The organism is Roseateles sp. AC306 (genome assembly GCF_979253795.1).
The window spans coordinates 347,173-364,516 of record NZ_CEEDEB010000005.1 but is presented as its reverse complement, the minus strand read 5'-3'; the positions used below and the strand labels follow the sequence as shown (position 1 = coordinate 364,516).

Genomic DNA, 17,344 nt, shown 5'->3' with positions numbered 1-17,344 from the left:
GGGGCCACTCGGCGTTGCACCGCTTGCTCGCATATCAATGCGAGCGGCGCGCTGCGCCTTGATTGGCCCCTGGCGGATGGCCTTCGCGACCCACTGCCGTAGTGCCAACAGGCCTAGCTCGGTTGCAGCTGGTCCAGCGGGATCAACGCTGCCATGCCCTTGAGCTGCACCACCGTCTCGCCGGGGCGGTGCACCACGTACTGCGCCACATGGCGCTGGCCCTTGTAGCGCACGGTGTCGCCGGGCTTGATGACGGGCGGCGGTGGCGGCAGCACGATGCGCGCCGCCGCGCGGCTGCGCAGGCCGGTCGGGTCCTTGGCCAGCGCAGCCAGCGCGCGCGTCAGATCTGCCTTGAACTGCTCGGCCGTGAAGGGTTTCTTCAGCAGGAAATGCGCACCCAGGGCCAACGCCTCCTGCTCGCGCTCGGGCGTGATCTCGAAGCTCAGCAAAGCCAGACGCAGACGCGGCTGCGCCGATTGCAGGCGCTGGAAGAGCTGGACGCCGTTCAGGCCTGCCTTTGCAAACCAGTCGGTGATGAGGAAGTCGGGCTTGAACAGCAGTCCTTGCGCAAGCCCGCTGTCCGTGTCGGCGCAGCACAGGATGCTGTCGGCAGAGAAGCCCTGCGTTTGCAGTAGCTGGCGAGCAAAGGACTGGACACCGGAGAGAGGGTCGACGACGAGAAATTTCAAAGGTTCGGTCATGGCCAGATCGGACCGCCGCTCATGGCGATCAGCCGGCATTCTGCTGGCCCACGCAGAGCCGGCCGGCCAGCAAACCTGCGGCGGTGTGACCTATTCGTCAGCCTTTTCAGGCGACAGGAATCCGTGCGCAAGCCCTGTTGCGCAGGGCCACACAGAGCTGCACCGCGCCGGTGCCGGAACGGCTCACTGCGGGCTGCGGATGTCGTCCACGCAGGCGCGCAACTGGCGCCAGAAGACCGGGTCCTGCGACGTGGCCATGTTGACGCGCATCAGCGAGCCGGGGCGGCGCGTGGCGCTGAAGAGGGCGCCGGGCGCGGTCAGCCAGCCGGCGTCCAGCAACGGTTGGGCCAGGCGCTCGGTATCGACACCTGTGTCCAGCCAGCCGAACAGGCCGTCGGGCGGGGCGGCCCACCTGAAGCCTTGCCGGGCGGCCAACGTCGCCACGCGCTGGCGTGCCTGGGCCAGGCGCTCCTGCAGGCGCTGCGCATGGCGGCGCAGGCGGCCCTGCTCCAGGCACAGCGCCACGGCGCGCTCCAGCACCGGCGAACTGGTCAGGCCGTCCAGCAGCTTGGTGTCGGTCAACGCGGCCAGCCGCTCGGGTGCGGCCGCCAGGTAGCCCACGCGCCAGGCCGGCGTCAGCACCTTGGAGAAGCCGCCGACGTAGACGACGCGGCGCAACCCGTCCAGCGCGGCCAGGCGCGGCAGATGCTCGGGCGCGAGGAAGCCATAGCTGTCGTCCTCGACGATGGAGAAATCATGTTCGTCGGCCAGGCGCAGCAGCCGGTGGGCGGTGGCCAGGTCGATGCTGTGCCCGGTCGGGTTGTGCAGCACCGACACGGTCAGGTAGGCGCGCGGCGCGTGTTCCCTGGCCAGCGCGGCCAGCACTTCGAGATCCGGTCCCTCTGCGCTGCGCGGCACCGGCAGCAGCCGGATGCCGGCCTGTGTCAGGCGCGCAAAGATGATGGCCCAGCCCGGGTCGTCGACCAGCACGGCGTCGCCCGGCTGCAGGTGCGTGCGGATGAGCAGGTCCAGCGCGTGCGTGGCGCCGTTCGTCGTCAGGATCTGCGCCGGGCTGGCGTGGATACCGAGGTCGGCAAGGCGCTGCGACAGCGCCACGCGCAGCCGCTCGTCGCCGCTCGGGTCGCCGTAGCTCGTTTGCAGCGCCTGCTCCTGGCCGCCGTGCAGCCGACGCAATGCGGACTGCAGCAGCGTCGGGTCCAGCCAGTCGGCCGGGAGCGTGCCCAGGCCGGGCGAGCGCGCCGCGTCGGCCTCGAACATGCCGCGGATGAGCGCCGTCGCGTCCATGGGCGCCTGGCGGGGCAGCGTCGTGGCCGGGCGCGCGCTGCGGGCCGCAGTTGCTGCGGGCCGGTGCTCGCGCACGAAGAAGCCGCGCTGGCGCCGCGCCTCCAGCAGGCCGGCGGCCTGCAGCTGGTCATAGGCGGCGACGACGGTGTGCGGGCTGACGCCGTGCTGGCGCGCGCAGTCGCGCACCGAGGGCAGGCGGGCGCCGGGCAGCAGCAGGCGTTCCCGGATGCGTTGGGCGTAGCGCTCGGCCAGCTGGCCGGCCAGCGGCTGGCTGGCATCGCGCTGCAGCGGCGGGTGTGTACCGGTGGGCATGGCAGTACAGATTCCAAGTGTGGCTGGGTCAACTGTACTGTGTCTGTATCGGTATCTGTCCCTAGACTGAGCCCATGCAAGGGTTATCCATCTCCACCACCACGGCGTCCGACGCCACCCGCGGCCTGCTGCTCGGCCTGGCCGGCGTCGTCATGTTCGCGCTCAGCCTGCCGATGACGAGGCTGGCCGGTGGCAGCGCCGAGGCGCCGCAGCTGGACCCTGCCTTCGTCGCCTTCGGCCGCGCCGCTGTCGCAGGGGTGCTGTCGCTGGCCTATCTGGCCGCCACCGGCGCGCGCCTGCCGCGCGGCGGGGAGTGGCGCTGGCTGGCCTTCACGGCCGGCGGCGTCGTCTTCGGCTGGCCGCTGCTGTCGGGCCTGGCCGTGCGGCAGGTGGACGCGGTGCACGCCGCCGTCATCTCCGGCGTGCTGCCGCTGGCCACGGCCGTCATCGCCGCGCTGGTGCTGCGCCAGCGGCCGAGCCCGGCCTTCTGGGGTTGCGCGCTTGCCGGGCTGGGCCTGGTGGTCGGCTTCGCCGCCTGGCGTGGTGCGGGCGGGCTGGAGATGGCGGACGTGCTGCTGCTGGGCGCAGTGGTCTGCGCGTCGGCGGGTTATGTCAGCGGGGCGCAGTTGACCAAGGACATGACCGCCGAGCAGGTGATCTGCTGGGTGCTGGTGCTGAGCCTGCCCATCACCGTGCCGCTGGCCGTCATGACGCGGCCGACCGCGCCGGTCGCGCCTTCGGCCTGGGCCGGCTTTGCCTATGTGTCGCTGTTCTCGATGTGGATAGGTTTCTTCGCCTGGTACCGCGGCCTGGCGCTGGGCGGCACGCTGCGTGTCAGCCAGGTGCAGGTGTTGCAACCGTTTCTTTCCATGCTGCTGGCCGTGCCGCTGCTCGGCGAGACGCTGGACGCGATGACGCTGGTCTTCGCCGCCGCGGTGCTGGCGGTGGTCTGGCTGGGCAAGCGGCAACCGATCAATCTCAGGGAGGCCACGTGAGAGACCGATTCACCACGCAACTGAGCCCCGGGCAGGCGCTGACGGTGGCCGCCACGGGCGAGCCGCGAAGGCTTGTCGTGACGAGTGGCCGGCTGTGGCTGACCGTGTCTGGCGGCACCGATGACCACCGGCTTTGCCGTGGCGAGGGCGTGACGCTTGCGGCGGGCCAGGAAGCCGTTGTCGAAGCCTGGCCCGAGGCGGCCTTCCAGCTGTTGCAGCCGGTTGCGCAACGTCGACGCGTGGCACGGGCCGCCGCCGGCTGGCGCCTTGCTTGGGTGGGCGCATGAGAACGCTGGGCATCCTCGGTGGGATGAGCTGGGAGTCGACCCAGTCTCTGTACGCGTTGATCAATCGAGATGTCGCCGCACGGCTGGGCGGCCTGCACAGCGCGCAGTTGCTGCTGCACAGCGTCGACTTCGCGCAGATTGCGGCTTTGCAGTCGACGGGCGACTGGGCGGGCGCGGCGCGCGTGCTGGGCGACGCCGGTGCGGGGCTGAGGCGTGCGGGTGCCGAGGCGCTGTTGATCGCGACGAACACCATGCACCTTGTCGCCACTGAGGTTGAGCAGGCGGCCGGCCTGCCGGTGCTGCACATCGTCGACATGACGGCCGAGGCCCTGCGCGCGGCCGGCGTCAAACGCGCCGGCCTGCTGGCCACGCGCTTCACGATGGAGCACGGCTTCTACCGTGACCGCATGCGCGAGCGCTTCGGCATCGAGGTCATCACGCCGGACGAAGCCGGCCGTGCCGAGGTGCACCGCCTGATCTACGAGGAACTCTGCCGCGGCCGCTTCGGGCCTGCCTCGCGCGAGCTGCTGCGCGCCCAGGTCGCGCAGCTTGCCGACCGCGGCGCACAGGCGGTCATCCTCGGCTGCACCGAGTTGGGCCTGTCGCTCCCGGCCGGCTCGCCTGCAGCGCTGCCGCTGTTCGACTCCACCGAGCTGCAGGCCCGCGCTGCGGTCGACTGGATGCTAGGCTGACTCTTTTGACATCCACCGCCACCCCATCATGAGCACGATCTGGACCCAGGCGCGCCGCGCCGCGCGCATGAACCCGTCCATCATTCGCGAGATCCTCAAGGTCACCGAGAAGCCGGGCGTGCTCTCCATGGCCGGCGGCCTGCCCAGCGCGGACACCTTTCCCGTAGCCGCCATCAAGGCCGCCTGCGACCGTGTGCTGACTGACACGCCGCGCGAGGCGCTGCAATACGCGGCCAGCGAGGGCTATGCGCCGCTGCGCGAGTGGGTGGCCGCGCGCGTCGCGTCGCTGGGCATGAAGGTCTCGCCCGACCAGGTGCTCATCACCAGCGGCTCGCAGCAGGGGTTGGACCTGGTTGGCAAGATCCTCTGCGACGCCGGTGCGCCGGTGGCCGTCGAGACGCCGACTTACCTCGGCGCGCTGCAGGCCTTCACGCCCTTCGAGCCGCTTTTCGCCAGCCTCGCCAGCGACCTCGAAGGCCCGCGCCCCGAGGCCATTGCCGCCTTGCCGCATGACGCGCCCGGCACGCGCTTCAGCTACCTGCTGCCCAACTACCAGAACCCCACCGGCCGCGTCATGGGCGCGCAGCGCCGCATCGAGGTCGTCGAGGCCTCGCGCCGCGCCGGCGTGCCGATCGTCGAGGACAACCCCTACGGCGACCTCTGGTTCGACGAGCCGCCACCGCCCGCGCTGTCCAGCCTGTGGCCCGAGGGCTCGCTGTATCTAGGCTCCTTCTCCAAGGTGCTGACGCCCGGCTTCCGCCTGGGTTATCTCATCGCGCCGCCCGAGCTCTACCCCAAGCTGCTGCAGGCCAAGCAGGCCGCCGACCTGCACACACCGGGCTTCAACCAGCGCGTCGTGCACGAGGTGGTGAAGAGCGGCTTCCTGGACGGCCACGTGCCCACCATCCGCGCCCGCTACAAGGCCAACCGCGACGCGATGGCCGTGGCGCTGCGCGAGCACATGCCGCCGGGTTGTGAATGGCAGAACCCGCAGGGCGGCATGTTCTTCTGGATCCGCCTGCCGGCCGGGCTGGACGCGATGGCGCTGCTGCCGCGTGCGGTCGACGCCGGCATCGCCTTCGTGCCCGGCGCGGCCTTCTACGCCCACCAGCCGGACCCGCGCACGCTGCGCCTGTCCTTCGTCACGCTGACGCCTGACCTCATCGGCGAGGGTGTCGAGAAGCTCGGCCGCCTGCTGCACGAGGCGCTGGAGCCGGCCACGGAGCACGCGCCCTGATGACGCAGCGGGAGGGCTACCGGCTGAGCTTCGCGCCAGGAGATGTCGATGCCCGCGCGGCGCATGCCTTTCTGCGCGGGGCCTACTGGTGCGAGGGCATTCCGCTCGCGTTGGTCGAGCGTTCGATTGAGAACTCGCTGTGCATTGCGCTGCATGCCGAGGGCGTTGGCCAAGTCGGCTTCGCACGTGTCGTGACCGACCGGGCGACTTTCGCCTACCTCTGCGACGTCTATGTGCTGGACGCCCATCGCGGCCGCGGCCTGGCGACGTGGATGATCGAGACGCTGCTCGCTCACCCCGACCTGCAAGGCCTGCGCCGCTTCATGCTCTTCACCCGCGACGCCCACGCCCTCTACACCGGCCACGGCTTCACGCCGCTGGCCGCGCCGCAGCGCGGCATGGAAATCGTGCGGCCCGGTCTCTACCTCAATGCCACCACTTCGCCATGACTGAATTGCGCCGCTTCGTCCAGATCGACGTCTTCACCGCCACGCCGCTCAAGGGCAACCCGCTGGCCGTGGTCATCGACGCGGGCGGACTGTCCGACGACGAGATGGCGGCGTTTGCGCGCTGGACCAATCTGTCCGAGACGACCTTCCTGCTGCCGCCCACCGACCCGGGCGCCGACTACCGCGTGCGCATCTTCACGCCCGGCGGCGAACTGCCCTTTGCCGGCCATCCGACGCTGGGCAGCGCGCATGCCTTTCTGGCCAGCGGCGGTGACGCCAAGAAGCCCGGCGAGGTCGTGCAGGAATGCGCCATCGGTCTGGTGCGCGTCAAGCGTGACGGTGCCCGACTGGCCTTTGCCGCGCCGCCGCTCAAGCGCACCGGCCCCGTCGACGCGTCCGGCCGTGCCCAGGCCATCGCTGCGTTGCGCATCGCGCCGGAGGCGCTCTTGGATCTCGTCTGGTGCGACAACGGCCCCGGCTGGATGGCCGCCCGCCTGGCCGACGCCGCCAGCGTGCTCGCGCTGCAGCCTGACTTCGCCGCGATGCAGGGCCTCAAGATCGGCGTCATTGGTGCCCACCCAGCCGGCAGCGAGTGCCAGTTCGAGGTGCGCGCCTTCGTGCCGGACCTCGGCGTGCCGGAAGACCCCGTCACCGGCAGCCTCAATGCCGGCCTGGCGCTGTGGTTGCAGGAGGCGGGTCTGGCCGGTGACAGCTACGTCGCGGCACAAGGTGCCGCCTTGGGCCGCGCCGGCCGCGTGCACGTGCGGCGCGACGCCGAGGCGACATGGATCGGCGGCGACGTGACGCCGCTGATCCACGGCCAGGTGAGGTTGTGATGACCGAAGAGCTCTTCCGCGACGACGCGACGCTGCTGGCCTGCGCGGCCACCGTGCTGGCGCAAGGCGAGGGCGGCGTCATCCTCGACCGCACCGTCTGCTACCCGCTTGGCGGCGGGCAGGCTGGCGATACCGGCTTCCTAACGGCGGGTGAGCAGCGGTGGCGCATCAGCGACACGCGCAAGAGCAAGGACCAGCCCGGTGCCATCGTGCACTTGGTCGACGGCGACCCGCCTGCGGCGGGAACGGTCGTGCAAGTCGACGTCGATGCCGGCCGCCGCGAAGCCCACCGCCGCTTTCACACCGCCACGCATCTGCTGTGCGCGCTGCTGCCTTACTCGGTCGACGGCTGCTCCATCACCGAGACCTATGCGCGGCTGGACTTCCATACGGACGAGCCCTTCGACAAGGAAGCCATCCAGGCCGGCCTGAACCGCTTGGTTGCCGAGGCGCATCCCGTCGGCCACCGCTGGATCACCGAAGACGAACTGGACGCCAACCCTGGCCTCGTCCGCTCGATGAGCGTGCAGCCACCGCGTGGGCTGGGGCGGGTGAGGGTGCTGGAGATCGAAGGCGTGGACTTGCAGCCGTGCGGTGGCACGCATGTCAGCAACACGGCGGAGGTCGGCGCGGTGGTCGTCACGAAGATCGAGAAGAAGAGCGCCAAGACGCGCCGAGTGGTTTTGGGATTTGCGTCCTGACGCCGCTGGCTAAACTTCGCCGCCTATGGTCGGCCCCGACATCCAGCTCATCACGCCCGAGTCCGCCGAGGACTGGCAGGAAACCCGCCTCATCCTGCGCGACTACGCGAACAGCTTGAACTTCGACCTCGACTTCCAGGGCTTCGAAGACGAACTGGCGGGTCTGCCTGGCGCCTATGCCCAGCCCGGCGGCCTGATGCTGCTGGCCCTCGTTGACGGCGCCGTCGCCGGCTGCGGCGCCTTCCGCCCGCTGCCCGATGCGGACTACGCCAACGCCTGCGAGATGAAGCGCCTGTTCGTGCGCCCGGCATTCCGCCGCTTCGGCCTGGGCCGCATGCTCGCTCAGCAGTTGATGGACCGCGCCACCGAGGCCGGCTACTCCAGCATGTTGCTCGATACGCTGGACGACATGGAGGCGGCCCGCGGCCTCTACGAAAGCCTGGGCTTCGTGGACGTGCCCCCGTTCTACTTCAACCCCATCCCAGGCGCCCACTACCTGAAGGCGGAACTCGGCGCCTTCCGGCCGAGTTACTTCGGATAACCGCCTAGAGTGGCGGGATGGCACTCGCACACGACATCCAGCCCCTCGGCTCGCACCGCTGCCTGCTCGGCGAATCGCCGCTCTGGCATCCGACCGAACAGGTCCTTTACGCGGTCGACATTCCCGGCCGCCAAGTGCTGCGCTGGCGCGAGGGCGCCGACTCGCCCGACGTCTGGCCGCAGGATGCAGAGCCAGGTTGCATCGCGGCACGCGCAAGCGGTGGCCTGCTCGTCGCGCGGCGTGACGGGCTTTGGACGCTCGACACGTCGACCGGCGCCCAGGCGCTGCTGGTGCCCCCGCCCTACGACCCCTCGCGGCTGCGCTTCAACGATGGCAAGGTCAGCCCCGACGGCAGGCTATGGGTAGGCAGCATTTCGGATGCGCGGGAGCCCGAGGCGGCGCTCTACGAATTCGACGGACGCGTCTTTAGTGCCGAGGTGACGGGGCTGACGACGGCCAATGGCCTGGCCTGGAGTCCCGACGGCCAGCGCATGCACTGGTCCGACACCAAGGCGCATCGCATCTACGTGGCGGACTCGCGCAAGCTGTCGTCGGCGCGCGTCTTTGCCGAGTTCAAGCCCCGCACGCCCGGCGAGCCCTACGGCGGCCGCCCCGACGGCGCGGCGATGGACGCCGAAGGCCACTACTGGGCCGCGATGTTCGAGGGGCGCAGCCTCGTGCGCATCGCGCCCTCCGGCGAGGTCGTGCAGCGCCTCGACCTCCCCGTGACCTGCCCGACCATGCCCACCTTCGGCGGCCCCGACCTGCGCACTCTCTTCATCACGACGGCCCGCGAAAAGCGCCCCGCCGATGAACTGGAACGCGAGCCGCTGGCCGGCGCGGTGTTGCAAATGCGCGTCGCTGTGCCTGGCTTGCCCGCGACGCTGACAAGCGCCTGAATGGCGTTTGATCGAGGGGACAGGTTTACCCAGGTGTGACTCGTCACATATAATGACTGGCTTTGTTGATGGCGCTCATGCGTCATCTTGGTGCAACTAGCGTCTGTCAGTCTGAAGACGTTGAGCCGCCCACCCCAGGATCTGGCGCCATGACCGAGAACGGCCTCCGTAAGACCTGGCCCCCCGCTGTTTCGACGGCCGGCGGCTGGGACGACGACAACGAGGAGCCACCCGTCAAGGCGCTGACCCCGGAGCAGGCGGCAGCGGTCAAGTCCGCGTTGCCGATGCTGTCGCCCTGGCGTGTGTTGGGGATGCAGCTGGTCGCCGGTTTGCTGTGCGTGGCCGTCATCTGGCTGTGGACGGCATCCGGCGTGGCGATGGCCTCTGCGCTTTACGGCGTTGCGGCCGTGGTGCTGCCCAACATGCTGCTGGCGCGGGGCATGACAAAGCGAGTGAATTCAGCGGCAGGTGCGGCTGCGCGATTCATGGGTTGGGAATTTTTGAAAATCGGTGCATCGATCGCGATGCTGGTACTGGCGCCAAAGGTGGTGCCGGGCCTGAGTTGGCCAGCTTTGCTGGGCACCCTCGCGGTCTGCATCAAAGTGAACTGGCTTGCGCTCGCTTGGCGCGGCCATCAACGGAACTGACGAGGCAGAACGAAACATGGCATCAGAAAGCCACGCAACAGCAGCCCCGACCGCTGGTGAATACATCATTCACCACTTGAACCACGCGCAGAGTGGCAAGCAGCAGGGCATCGTCGACTTCTCCGTCGTCAACCTCGACTCCATCTTCTTCAGCGTGCTGCTGGGCCTGGTGGGCAGCTTCTTCCTGTGGCGTGCCGCGAAGTCCGCGACGTCGGGCGTTCCGGGCCGTTTTCAAGCCGCCGTGGAAATCCTCGTCGAGATCGTTGCCGATCAAGCCAAGGGCATCGTCCACAACGCCAACAGTCGCAAGCTGGTCGCGCCGCTGGCCCTGACCGTGTTCGTCTGGATCTTCCTGATGAACGCGATGGACTTGTTCCCGGTCGATCTGTTTCCCTGGATCTGGCAGAACATCACCGGTGACCACCACGCCTACCTGCGCGTCGTGCCAACCGCCGACCTGTCCATGACCATGGGCCTGTCCCTGGGCGTGCTGATCACCTGCGTGCTCTACAACATCAAGATCAAGGGCGCGGGCGGCTGGGGCCATGAGCTGATCTCGGCGCCCTTCGGCGACAAGGTCGTGCTGTACCCCGTCAACCTCGCCATGCAGCTGATCGAGTTCATCGCCAAGACCGTGTCCCACGGCATGCGACTGTTCGGCAACATGTATGCCGGCGAACTGATCTTCATGCTGATCGCCCTGATGGGTGGCGCCTGGAGCCTGTCGGCCACCGGCGTCGGCCTGGCCATCGGCCACATCATTGCGGGCTCGGTGTGGGCGATCTTCCACATCCTGATCATCACGTTGCAGGCCTTCGTGTTCATGATGTTGACGCTGGTCTACATCGGCCAGGCCCACGACGCGCACTGAGCGTCGGCCAAGTTTCCCAAGCAGTTTTCCTCAACCGTTTCTCTCTCTAAATCTCTCAAGGAGTCATCGTGGAAGTTATTAGCTTTGTTGCTCTCGCCGCTGGTCTGATCATTGGTCTGGGCGCTTTCGGTGCTTGTATCGGTATCGGCATCATGGGCAGCAAGTACCTTGAGTCCGCCGCTCGTCAGCCCGAGCTGATGAACGAACTGCAAACCAAGATGTTCCTGCTGGCCGGCCTGATCGACGCGGCCTTCATCATCGGCACGGGTATCGCCCTGTGGTTCGCGACTGCCAACCCCTTCCTGGGTCAGATCGCCACCGCCCTGGCTGCTGGCGCCAAGTAATTCGAAGCTGTCGACCCGCCGTGGCCATGGTTGCCCCGGCGGTTTCCGCACTCGAAACTTTGTGAGGCACCAAGGTGTTTATTAACGCATCGCTCATCGTTCAGATGATCGTGTTCCTGATCCTGGTCGGGTTCACGATGAAGTATGTGTGGCCGCCGATCATCAAGGCGCTCGATGAGCGCGCCGCGAAGATCGCCGCTGGCCTGTCCGCTGCCGACAAGGCGAAGGCCGAGCTGGCTGGTGCCGAGGCGCAGATCGCCAAGGAACTGGCTCAGACCAAGGCCGAGTCCGGCAAGCTGATCTCGGACGCCGAGAAGCGTGCCGCGGCCATCGTCGACGCCGCCAAGGGCCGCGCCGAAGAAGAGGGCGCCAAGATCCTGGCCGCCGCCAAGGCCGATGCCGAGCAGCAGGTCTCCCGCGCCCGCGAAGCCCTGCGCGAGCAGGTCGCCGCGCTGGCCGTCAAGGGCGCCGAGCAGATCCTGCACAAGGAAGTCAACGCCGGCGTTCACGCCGAGCTGCTGGCCCGCCTGAAGACGGAGCTGTAAAATGGCCGAGATCGCCACCATCGCCCGCCCCTACGCGGAAGCGCTGTTCCAGGTTGCCAAGTCGCAGGACCTGGCTGCCTGGGGCCGTCAGCTCGACGCGCTGGCCCAGGTGGCGCAGGACGCCGATCTGCGCCAGTTCGCCGATCACCCCAAGGCCCAGTCCGAGCAGGTGCTCGCGGTCATCGCCGCCGCCGCCAAGCAAGACCTGGCCCCGGGCGTGCAGAATTTCCTGCGCGCCGTGATCGAGAACGGCCGTCTCGCGGCGCTGCCTGAAGTCGTTGCCCAGTACCACGTGCTGGCCAATGCCGCTTCCGGCGTGTCCGACGCGCACATCTACAGCGCCTATGAAATCAGCGACGCCCAACTGGCCGAGCTGAAGACGACGCTGGAACAGCGCTTCGGCCGCAAGCTCGACGCGCATGTGCAGATCGAGCCGGCGCTGATTGGCGGCGTGCGCGTGGTGGTCGGCGACGAGGTGCTGGACACCTCCGTCAAGGCCCGCCTTGAGCGCATGAAGGTCGCCCTGACTGCCTGACGGCTGCCCGAGCCACCGCAAGACATCCCACCGATTCACCCTGCGACTGACCCGCCTGATGGCTGTGGTTTGGCCGCTCCGGGTACTGGAGACCCAGCATGCAACTCAATCCCGCTGAAATTTCCGAACTGATCAAGAGCCGCATCGAGGGTCTTGGTGTTGGCTCGGACATCCGCAACCAGGGCACCGTCGTGTCCGTTTCCGACGGCATCGTCCGCGTCCACGGCCTGTCCGACGTGATGCAGGGCGAAATGCTCGAATTCCCGGTCGCCAAGGACGGCAGCCAGACCTTCGGCCTGGCGCTGAACCTCGAGCGCGACTCCGTCGGCGCCGTGATTCTGGGTGCCTACGAGCACATCTCGGAAGGCGACACCGTCAAGTGCACGGGCCGCATCCTGGAAGTGCCGGTCGGCCCCGAGCTGATTGGCCGCGTCGTCAACGCGCTGGGCGAGCCGATCGACGGCAAGGGCCCGATCAACGCCAAGATGACCGACGTCATCGAGAAGGTCGCCCCGGGCGTGATCGCCCGCAAGTCGGTGGACCAGCCGGTGCAGACCGGCCTGAAGTCGATTGACTCGATGGTTCCCGTCGGCCGCGGCCAGCGCGAACTGATCATTGGTGACCGTCAGACGGGCAAGAGCGCCGTCGCCATCGACGCGATCATCAACCAGAAGGGTCAGAACATGACCTGCGTCTACGTCGCCATCGGCCAGAAGGCGTCGTCGATCAAGAACGTGGTGCGCTCGCTGGAGCAGGCCGGTGCGATGGACTACACCATCGTGGTCGCCGCCTCCGCTTCGGAATCCGCTGCCATGCAGTACGTGTCGGCCTATTCGGGCTGCACGATGGGCGAGTACTTCCGCGACCGCGGCCAGGACGCGCTGATCGTCTATGACGACCTGTCCAAGCAGGCCGTGGCCTACCGCCAGGTCTCGCTGCTGCTGCGCCGCCCGCCGGGCCGCGAAGCCTACCCCGGCGACGTGTTCTATCTCCACAGCCGCCTGCTGGAGCGCGCCGCCCGCGTGAACGCCGACTACGTCGAAGCCTTCACCAAGGGTGAAGTCAAGGGCAAGACCGGTTCGCTGACGGCGCTGCCGATCATCGAAACGCAGGCCGGCGACGTGTCCGCTTTCGTGCCGACCAACGTGATCTCGATCACCGACGGCCAGATCTTCCTGGAAACCAGCCTGTTCAACGCCGGTATCCGCCCCGCCATCAACGCCGGTATCTCGGTGTCGCGCGTCGGTGGTGCTGCGCAGACCAAGCTGATCAAGTCGCTGTCCGGCGGTATCCGTACCGACCTGGCGCAGTACCGTGAGCTGGCCGCGTTCGCGCAGTTCGCTTCTGACCTGGACGAAGCCACCCGCAAGCAGCTGGACCGCGGTGCCCGCGTGACGGAACTGCTCAAGCAGGCGCAGTACTCGCCGCTGTCCATCTCGCTGATGGCTGCTTCGCTGTACGCCGCCAACAAGGGCTTCATGGACAGCATCGACGTGAAGAAGGTCCTGTCCTTCGAGCACGGCCTGCACCAGTTCCTGAAGACCAGCCACGCTGCACTGCTTGCCAAGCTGGAAGCGGACAAGGCGATGGACAAGGATGCGGAAGCTGAACTGAACGCCGCCATCACGGCTTTCAAGAAGTCCTTCGCTTAAGAAGCCACGGTAACGCGGGGCCGAGCATCAACACTCAGCCCTGCACTGACTAGGAGTTCGAATGGCTTCAAGCAAAGAAATCCGCGGCAAGATCAAGTCGGTCGAGAACACCAAGAAGATCACCAAGGCGATGGAAATGGTCGCCGCCTCCAAGATGCGCAAGGCGCAGGAACGGATGCGGTCGGCTCGCCCCTACGCCGAGAAGATCGGCAATATCGCCGCCAGCCTTGCCAAGGCCAACCCCGAGTACCGCCATCCCTTCCTCGTGAAGAACGAGGGCGTGAAGACGGTCGGCATGGTCGTCGTCACGACGGACAAGGGCCTGTGCGGTGGTCTCAACACCAACCTGCTGCGCGCGGCCACGACCAAGCTCAAGGAAGTCGAAGCGGCGGGCCACACGGCCGAAGTCGTCGCCATCGGCGGCAAGGGCCTGGGCTTCATGAACCGCATCGGCGCCCGCGTCGTCGCTCACGCGACGCAGCTCGGCGACCAGCCGCACATCGAGGCCCTGATCGGCCCCGTCAAGGTGCTGCTCGACCAGTACGCCGAAGGCAAGCTGTCCGCCGTCTACCTCTGCTACACGCAGTTCATCAATACGATGAAGCAAGAGGTGAAGGTGCACCAGCTGCTGCCGCTCAAGGCCAGCGACATGGAGACCGACAAGGCCGGCCACTCGTGGGATTACATCTACGAGCCGGACGCTCCCACGGTCATCAACGAGCTGTTGATGCGCTACACCGAGGCACTGGTCTTCCAGGCCGTCGCCGAGAACATGGCCAGCGAGCAGTCCGCCCGCATGGTGGCCATGAAGGCCGCGACCGACAACGCCGGCACGCTGATCGGTGAGCTCAAGCTGGTCTACAACAAGACCCGCCAGGCTGCCATCACCAAAGAGTTGTCCGAGATCGTCAGCGGCGCCGCCGCGGTCGGTTGAGTCGCTTCGGCACGCAAAGAATTGAATTGAAGGAACGCAAAAATGGCTAACACGCAAGCAGCAGTCGGCAAGATCGTTCAGTGCATTGGCGCCGTCGTCGACGTGGAATTCCCGCGCGACCGCATGCCCAGGGTGTACGACGCGCTGAAGATGGAAGGCTCGGCCCTGACGTTGGAAGTTCAGCAGCAGCTGGGCGACGGCGTCGTCCGCACCATCGCGCTGGGCTCGTCCGACGGCCTGCGCCGCGGCACCGAGGTCTTCAACACCGGCGACACCATCCAGGTGCCGGTCGGCAAGGCGACCCTCGGCCGCATCATGGACGTGCTGGGCAACCCCATCGACGAGCGTGGCCCGGTCGCATCCGACCTGACCGCCTCCATCCACCGCGCCGCTCCGGCCTACGACGAGCTGAGCCCGTCGCAGGATCTGCTGGAAACCGGCATCAAGGTGATCGACCTGATCTGCCCGTTCGCCAAGGGCGGCAAGGTGGGTCTGTTCGGCGGCGCCGGTGTCGGCAAGACCGTCAACATGATGGAGCTCATCAACAACATCGCCAAGGCGCACAGCGGTCTGTCCGTGTTCGCCGGCGTGGGTGAGCGCACCCGTGAGGGCAACGACTTCTATCACGAGATGTCGGACTCGGGCGTCGTGGTCCAGGACAAGCTGGAAGACTCCAAGGTCGCCATGGTTTATGGCCAGATGAACGAGCCCCCGGGCAACCGTCTGCGCGTCGCGCTGACCGGCCTGACCATCGCCGAGTCGTTCCGCGACGAAGGCAAGGACGTGCTGTTCTTCGTGGACAACATCTACCGCTACACGCTGGCCGGCACGGAAGTGTCCGCACTGCTGGGTCGCATGCCTTCCGCCGTGGGCTACCAGCCGACGCTGGCCGAGGAAATGGGCCGCCTGCAAGAGCGCATCACGTCGACCAAGGTCGGCTCGATCACGTCCATCCAGGCCGTCTACGTCCCTGCGGACGACCTGACCGACCCGTCGCCTGCCACGACCTTCGCCCACTTGGACGCCACCGTCGTGCTGTCACGTGACATCGCCTCGCTGGGTATCTACCCCGCCGTGGACCCGCTGGACTCGACCAGCCGCCAGATCGACCCCAACGTCGTCGGCGAAGAGCACTACTCGACGACCCGTGCCGTGCAGCAGGTGCTGCAGCGCTACAAGGAACTGCGCGACATCATCGCCATCCTGGGCATGGACGAACTGTCGCCGGAAGACAAGCTGTCGGTCGCCCGCGCCCGCAAGATCCAGCGCTTCCTGTCGCAGCCCTTCCACGTCGCCGAAGTCTTCACCGGCTCGCCCGGCAAGTATGTGCCGCTGAAGGAAACCATCCGCGGCTTCAAGATGATCGTGGCCGGCGAGTGCGATCACCTGCCCGAGCAAGCTTTCTACATGGTGGGAACCATTGACGAAGCTTTCGAGAAGGCCAAGAAGATCCAGTGAGGTTGATTGGGACGTTTCGGCGTCCCGTCTCCCGCACGACTTCTTCAACGGTTAGCTAAGGAAGATTGAACATGGCAACCCTCCACGTCGACGTGGTCTCCGCCGAAGAGCAGATCTTTTCGGGCGAGGCCAAGTTCGTCGCCCTGCCGGGCGAGAGTGGCGAGCTCGGCATCCTGCCGAAGCACACGCCGCTGATCACCCGCATCAAGCCGGGCGCCGTGCGCATCGAGCGGCCTGACGGCACCGAAGAGTTCGTCTTCGTCGCCGGCGGCATTCTCGAAGTGCAGCCCAACCGCGTGACCGTGCTGGCCGACACCGCCATCCGCGGCAAGGACCTCGACGAGGCCAAGGCTGTCGAGGCCAAGAAGCAGGCCGAGGAAGCGCTCAAGAACGCCAAGAGCGAACTCGACCAGGCGGCGATCCAGAACGAACTGCTGACGCTGGCGGCCCAGGTCGCTGCGCTGCGCAAGTTCCGCAAGAAGTAAGTCTCCCGCCCGCGAGGGTGAGACGATGACGGCAGGCCGAGCGCCTGCCGTTTGTTTTTCCGAAGGCACTTCATGACCGCGAACGACGCCATCCAACTGACCGCGCCCGATGGCGCCACCGCCACGCTGAGCCTGCATGGCGGCCATGTGCTGTCCTGGAAGCCCGCCGGCGCTTCCGAGCAGCTCTATCTATCCGCACGCAGCGAGTTCGCGACCGGCAAGGCCATCCGTGGTGGCGTGCCGGTGTGCTTCCCGCAGTTTGCCGAGCGCGGGCCGCTGCCCAAGCATGGCTTTGCGCGCACGCTGCCGTGGGAGCTGGTGCAGCAGGAGCAGGGCAAGGACGACGCGCTCGCCGTGATGCGCCTGCGCGACAGCGACGCCACGCGTGCACTCTGGCCGCATGCCTTCGAGCTGGAGCTGAGCGTGCGCGTCGGCGGACGCAGCCTGGACGTGGAACTCGCCTGCGAGAACCTGGGCCAGGCCGGTGATGAGCCGCTGCAGTTCACCGCCGCCCTGCACACCTATCTCCGCGTGGCCGACTTGGACGCGGTCAGCGTCGAGGGCCTGGCCGGGCTGCGCTATTTCGACAGCATCAAGCAGGCCGAGGCGCTGCAGCGCATGGACCTGCTGCTGACCGGCGAGAACGGCGTGCTCGACCTGGACCGCATCTACTTCGGCGTGATGGAGCGGCCGCTGCTGGTGACCGAGGGCCGCCGCCAGGTGGTCGTCCGCCAGCAGGGTTTCGAAGATGCCGTCATCTGGAACCCCGGCCCCGAGCGCTGCGCCAAGCTGGCCGACATGCCGCCCGAGGGCTGGTCCGAGATGCTGTGCGTGGAGGCGGCCTGCGTCGGCCGCCCCGTCGAGCTGCCGGCCGGCGAGAGCTGGGTCGGGCGGCAGAGCCTGCGGCTGGAGTGACAT

At 67.6% G+C, this 17,344-nt stretch carries 21 protein-coding genes; 19 read left to right on the top strand and 2 right to left on the bottom strand.

From position 1 onward, the window contains the following. Positions 1-113: 113 nt before the first annotated feature. Positions 114-701: a response regulator gene (locus tag AC0IZJ_RS13780; protein WP_471850601.1), complete on the bottom strand. Its 588-nt coding sequence runs from the start codon at positions 699-701 to the stop codon at positions 114-116. 183 nt (positions 702-884) lie between these two features. Then, positions 885-2,318: an aminotransferase-like domain-containing protein gene (locus tag AC0IZJ_RS13775; protein WP_471850599.1), complete on the bottom strand. Its 1,434-nt coding sequence runs from the start codon at positions 2,316-2,318 to the stop codon at positions 885-887. Positions 2,319-2,392: 74 nt separating this feature from the next. On the opposite strand from AC0IZJ_RS13775, the gene AC0IZJ_RS13770 reads away from it, so the two are divergent. The 19 genes from AC0IZJ_RS13770 to AC0IZJ_RS13680 all read left to right on the top strand — a co-directional run bounded on the left by AC0IZJ_RS13770 (position 2,393) and on the right by AC0IZJ_RS13680 (position 17,341). Then, a complete protein-coding gene (locus AC0IZJ_RS13770) occupies positions 2,393-3,313 on the top strand; it encodes a DMT family transporter (protein WP_471850597.1) in 921 nt (306 codons plus the stop codon). Beyond that, positions 3,310-3,600: a DUF2917 domain-containing protein gene (locus AC0IZJ_RS13765; RefSeq protein WP_471850595.1), complete on the top strand. Its 291-nt coding sequence runs from the start codon at positions 3,310-3,312 to the stop codon at positions 3,598-3,600. Before AC0IZJ_RS13770 ends, AC0IZJ_RS13765 begins: the two co-directional genes overlap by 4 nt. Then, the gene (locus AC0IZJ_RS13760; protein ID WP_471850593.1) at positions 3,597-4,292 is read left to right on the top strand and encodes an aspartate/glutamate racemase family protein; all 696 of its coding nucleotides are present in this window, start codon (positions 3,597-3,599) and stop codon (positions 4,290-4,292) included. Before AC0IZJ_RS13765 ends, AC0IZJ_RS13760 begins: the two co-directional genes overlap by 4 nt. Before the next feature lie 28 nt (positions 4,293-4,320). Further along, complete coding sequence (locus tag AC0IZJ_RS13755) at positions 4,321-5,529, top strand: aminotransferase-like domain-containing protein (RefSeq protein WP_471850591.1); 1,209 nt, start codon at positions 4,321-4,323, stop codon at positions 5,527-5,529. Further along, on the top strand, positions 5,529-5,978 hold the full coding sequence (locus tag AC0IZJ_RS13750; protein WP_471850589.1) for a GNAT family N-acetyltransferase: 450 nt from the start codon (positions 5,529-5,531) through the stop codon (positions 5,976-5,978). Before AC0IZJ_RS13755 ends, AC0IZJ_RS13750 begins: the two co-directional genes overlap by 1 nt. Continuing rightward, positions 5,975-6,814, top strand: coding sequence for a PhzF family phenazine biosynthesis protein (locus tag AC0IZJ_RS13745; RefSeq protein WP_471850587.1), 840 nt, complete (start codon positions 5,975-5,977; stop codon positions 6,812-6,814). Before AC0IZJ_RS13750 ends, AC0IZJ_RS13745 begins: the two co-directional genes overlap by 4 nt. After that, the gene (locus AC0IZJ_RS13740; RefSeq protein ID WP_471850585.1) at positions 6,814-7,515 is read left to right on the top strand and encodes an alanyl-tRNA editing protein; all 702 of its coding nucleotides are present in this window, start codon (positions 6,814-6,816) and stop codon (positions 7,513-7,515) included. The genes AC0IZJ_RS13745 and AC0IZJ_RS13740 overlap by 1 nt, the downstream gene beginning before the upstream one ends. Before the next feature lie 25 nt (positions 7,516-7,540). After that, positions 7,541-8,056, top strand: a complete 516-nt coding sequence (locus tag AC0IZJ_RS13735; RefSeq protein WP_471850583.1) for a GNAT family N-acetyltransferase — start codon at positions 7,541-7,543, stop codon at positions 8,054-8,056. Between the two features lie 17 nt (positions 8,057-8,073). Next, positions 8,074-8,955, top strand: a complete 882-nt coding sequence (locus AC0IZJ_RS13730) for an SMP-30/gluconolactonase/LRE family protein (protein ID WP_471850581.1) — start codon at positions 8,074-8,076, stop codon at positions 8,953-8,955. Between the two features lie 149 nt (positions 8,956-9,104). Then, a complete protein-coding gene (locus tag AC0IZJ_RS13725) occupies positions 9,105-9,602 on the top strand; it encodes an ATP synthase subunit I (RefSeq protein WP_471850579.1) in 498 nt (165 codons plus the stop codon). A 16-nt stretch (positions 9,603-9,618) separates the two neighbouring features. Further along, positions 9,619-10,473, top strand: a complete 855-nt coding sequence (gene atpB, locus AC0IZJ_RS13720) for a F0F1 ATP synthase subunit A (protein WP_471850577.1) — start codon at positions 9,619-9,621, stop codon at positions 10,471-10,473. 68 nt (positions 10,474-10,541) lie between these two features. Continuing rightward, positions 10,542-10,817: a F0F1 ATP synthase subunit C gene (atpE, locus tag AC0IZJ_RS13715; RefSeq protein WP_056205553.1), complete on the top strand. Its 276-nt coding sequence runs from the start codon at positions 10,542-10,544 to the stop codon at positions 10,815-10,817. A 74-nt stretch (positions 10,818-10,891) separates the two neighbouring features. Next, positions 10,892-11,362 (top strand): F0F1 ATP synthase subunit B, encoded by a 471-nt coding sequence (locus AC0IZJ_RS13710; RefSeq protein ID WP_056266391.1) that lies wholly within the window; start codon positions 10,892-10,894, stop codon positions 11,360-11,362. A 1-nt stretch (position 11,363) separates the two neighbouring features. After that, on the top strand, positions 11,364-11,897 hold the full coding sequence (locus AC0IZJ_RS13705; RefSeq protein ID WP_056266388.1) for a F0F1 ATP synthase subunit delta: 534 nt from the start codon (positions 11,364-11,366) through the stop codon (positions 11,895-11,897). A 98-nt stretch (positions 11,898-11,995) separates the two neighbouring features. Continuing rightward, a complete protein-coding gene (gene atpA / locus AC0IZJ_RS13700; RefSeq protein WP_471850574.1) occupies positions 11,996-13,549 on the top strand; it encodes a F0F1 ATP synthase subunit alpha in 1,554 nt (517 codons plus the stop codon). A gap of 61 nt (positions 13,550-13,610) precedes the next feature. Next, positions 13,611-14,483, top strand: coding sequence for a F0F1 ATP synthase subunit gamma (gene atpG / locus AC0IZJ_RS13695; protein ID WP_471850572.1), 873 nt, complete (start codon positions 13,611-13,613; stop codon positions 14,481-14,483). Positions 14,484-14,525: 42 nt separating this feature from the next. Beyond that, positions 14,526-15,941 carry a F0F1 ATP synthase subunit beta gene (atpD, locus tag AC0IZJ_RS13690; RefSeq protein WP_471850570.1) on the top strand — a complete coding sequence of 472 codons (1,416 nt, stop codon included), beginning with the start codon at positions 14,526-14,528 and terminating at the stop codon, positions 15,939-15,941. Between the two features lie 71 nt (positions 15,942-16,012). Next, a complete protein-coding gene (locus AC0IZJ_RS13685; protein ID WP_056266377.1) occupies positions 16,013-16,426 on the top strand; it encodes a F0F1 ATP synthase subunit epsilon in 414 nt (137 codons plus the stop codon). A gap of 72 nt (positions 16,427-16,498) precedes the next feature. Further along, positions 16,499-17,341, top strand: coding sequence for a D-hexose-6-phosphate mutarotase (locus tag AC0IZJ_RS13680; protein ID WP_471850568.1), 843 nt, complete (start codon positions 16,499-16,501; stop codon positions 17,339-17,341). Positions 17,342-17,344 lie beyond the last annotated feature (3 nt).

Coding starts and splice junctions, on each gene's coding strand:
- AC0IZJ_RS13750 (WP_471850589.1), top strand. CDS start 5,529: ATGACGCAGCGGGAGGGCTACCGGCTGAGCTTCGCGCCAGGAGATGTC.
- AC0IZJ_RS13740 (WP_471850585.1), top strand. CDS start 6,814: ATGACCGAAGAGCTCTTCCGCGACGACGCGACGCTGCTGGCCTGCGCG.
- AC0IZJ_RS13775 (WP_471850599.1), bottom strand. CDS start 2,318: ATGCCCACCGGTACACACCCGCCGCTGCAGCGCGATGCCAGCCAGCCG.
- atpD (WP_471850570.1), top strand. CDS start 14,526: ATGGCTAACACGCAAGCAGCAGTCGGCAAGATCGTTCAGTGCATTGGC.
- AC0IZJ_RS13735 (WP_471850583.1), top strand. CDS start 7,541: ATGGTCGGCCCCGACATCCAGCTCATCACGCCCGAGTCCGCCGAGGAC.
- AC0IZJ_RS13685 (WP_056266377.1), top strand. CDS start 16,013: ATGGCAACCCTCCACGTCGACGTGGTCTCCGCCGAAGAGCAGATCTTT.
- AC0IZJ_RS13730 (WP_471850581.1), top strand. CDS start 8,074: ATGGCACTCGCACACGACATCCAGCCCCTCGGCTCGCACCGCTGCCTG.
- AC0IZJ_RS13770 (WP_471850597.1), top strand. CDS start 2,393: ATGCAAGGGTTATCCATCTCCACCACCACGGCGTCCGACGCCACCCGC.
- atpA (WP_471850574.1), top strand. CDS start 11,996: ATGCAACTCAATCCCGCTGAAATTTCCGAACTGATCAAGAGCCGCATC.
- AC0IZJ_RS13755 (WP_471850591.1), top strand. CDS start 4,321: ATGAGCACGATCTGGACCCAGGCGCGCCGCGCCGCGCGCATGAACCCG.
- AC0IZJ_RS13760 (WP_471850593.1), top strand. CDS start 3,597: ATGAGAACGCTGGGCATCCTCGGTGGGATGAGCTGGGAGTCGACCCAG.
- AC0IZJ_RS13745 (WP_471850587.1), top strand. CDS start 5,975: ATGACTGAATTGCGCCGCTTCGTCCAGATCGACGTCTTCACCGCCACG.
- AC0IZJ_RS13725 (WP_471850579.1), top strand. CDS start 9,105: ATGACCGAGAACGGCCTCCGTAAGACCTGGCCCCCCGCTGTTTCGACG.
- AC0IZJ_RS13780 (WP_471850601.1), bottom strand. CDS start 701: ATGACCGAACCTTTGAAATTTCTCGTCGTCGACCCTCTCTCCGGTGTC.
- AC0IZJ_RS13680 (WP_471850568.1), top strand. CDS start 16,499: ATGACCGCGAACGACGCCATCCAACTGACCGCGCCCGATGGCGCCACC.
- atpB (WP_471850577.1), top strand. CDS start 9,619: ATGGCATCAGAAAGCCACGCAACAGCAGCCCCGACCGCTGGTGAATAC.
- AC0IZJ_RS13705 (WP_056266388.1), top strand. CDS start 11,364: ATGGCCGAGATCGCCACCATCGCCCGCCCCTACGCGGAAGCGCTGTTC.
- atpG (WP_471850572.1), top strand. CDS start 13,611: ATGGCTTCAAGCAAAGAAATCCGCGGCAAGATCAAGTCGGTCGAGAAC.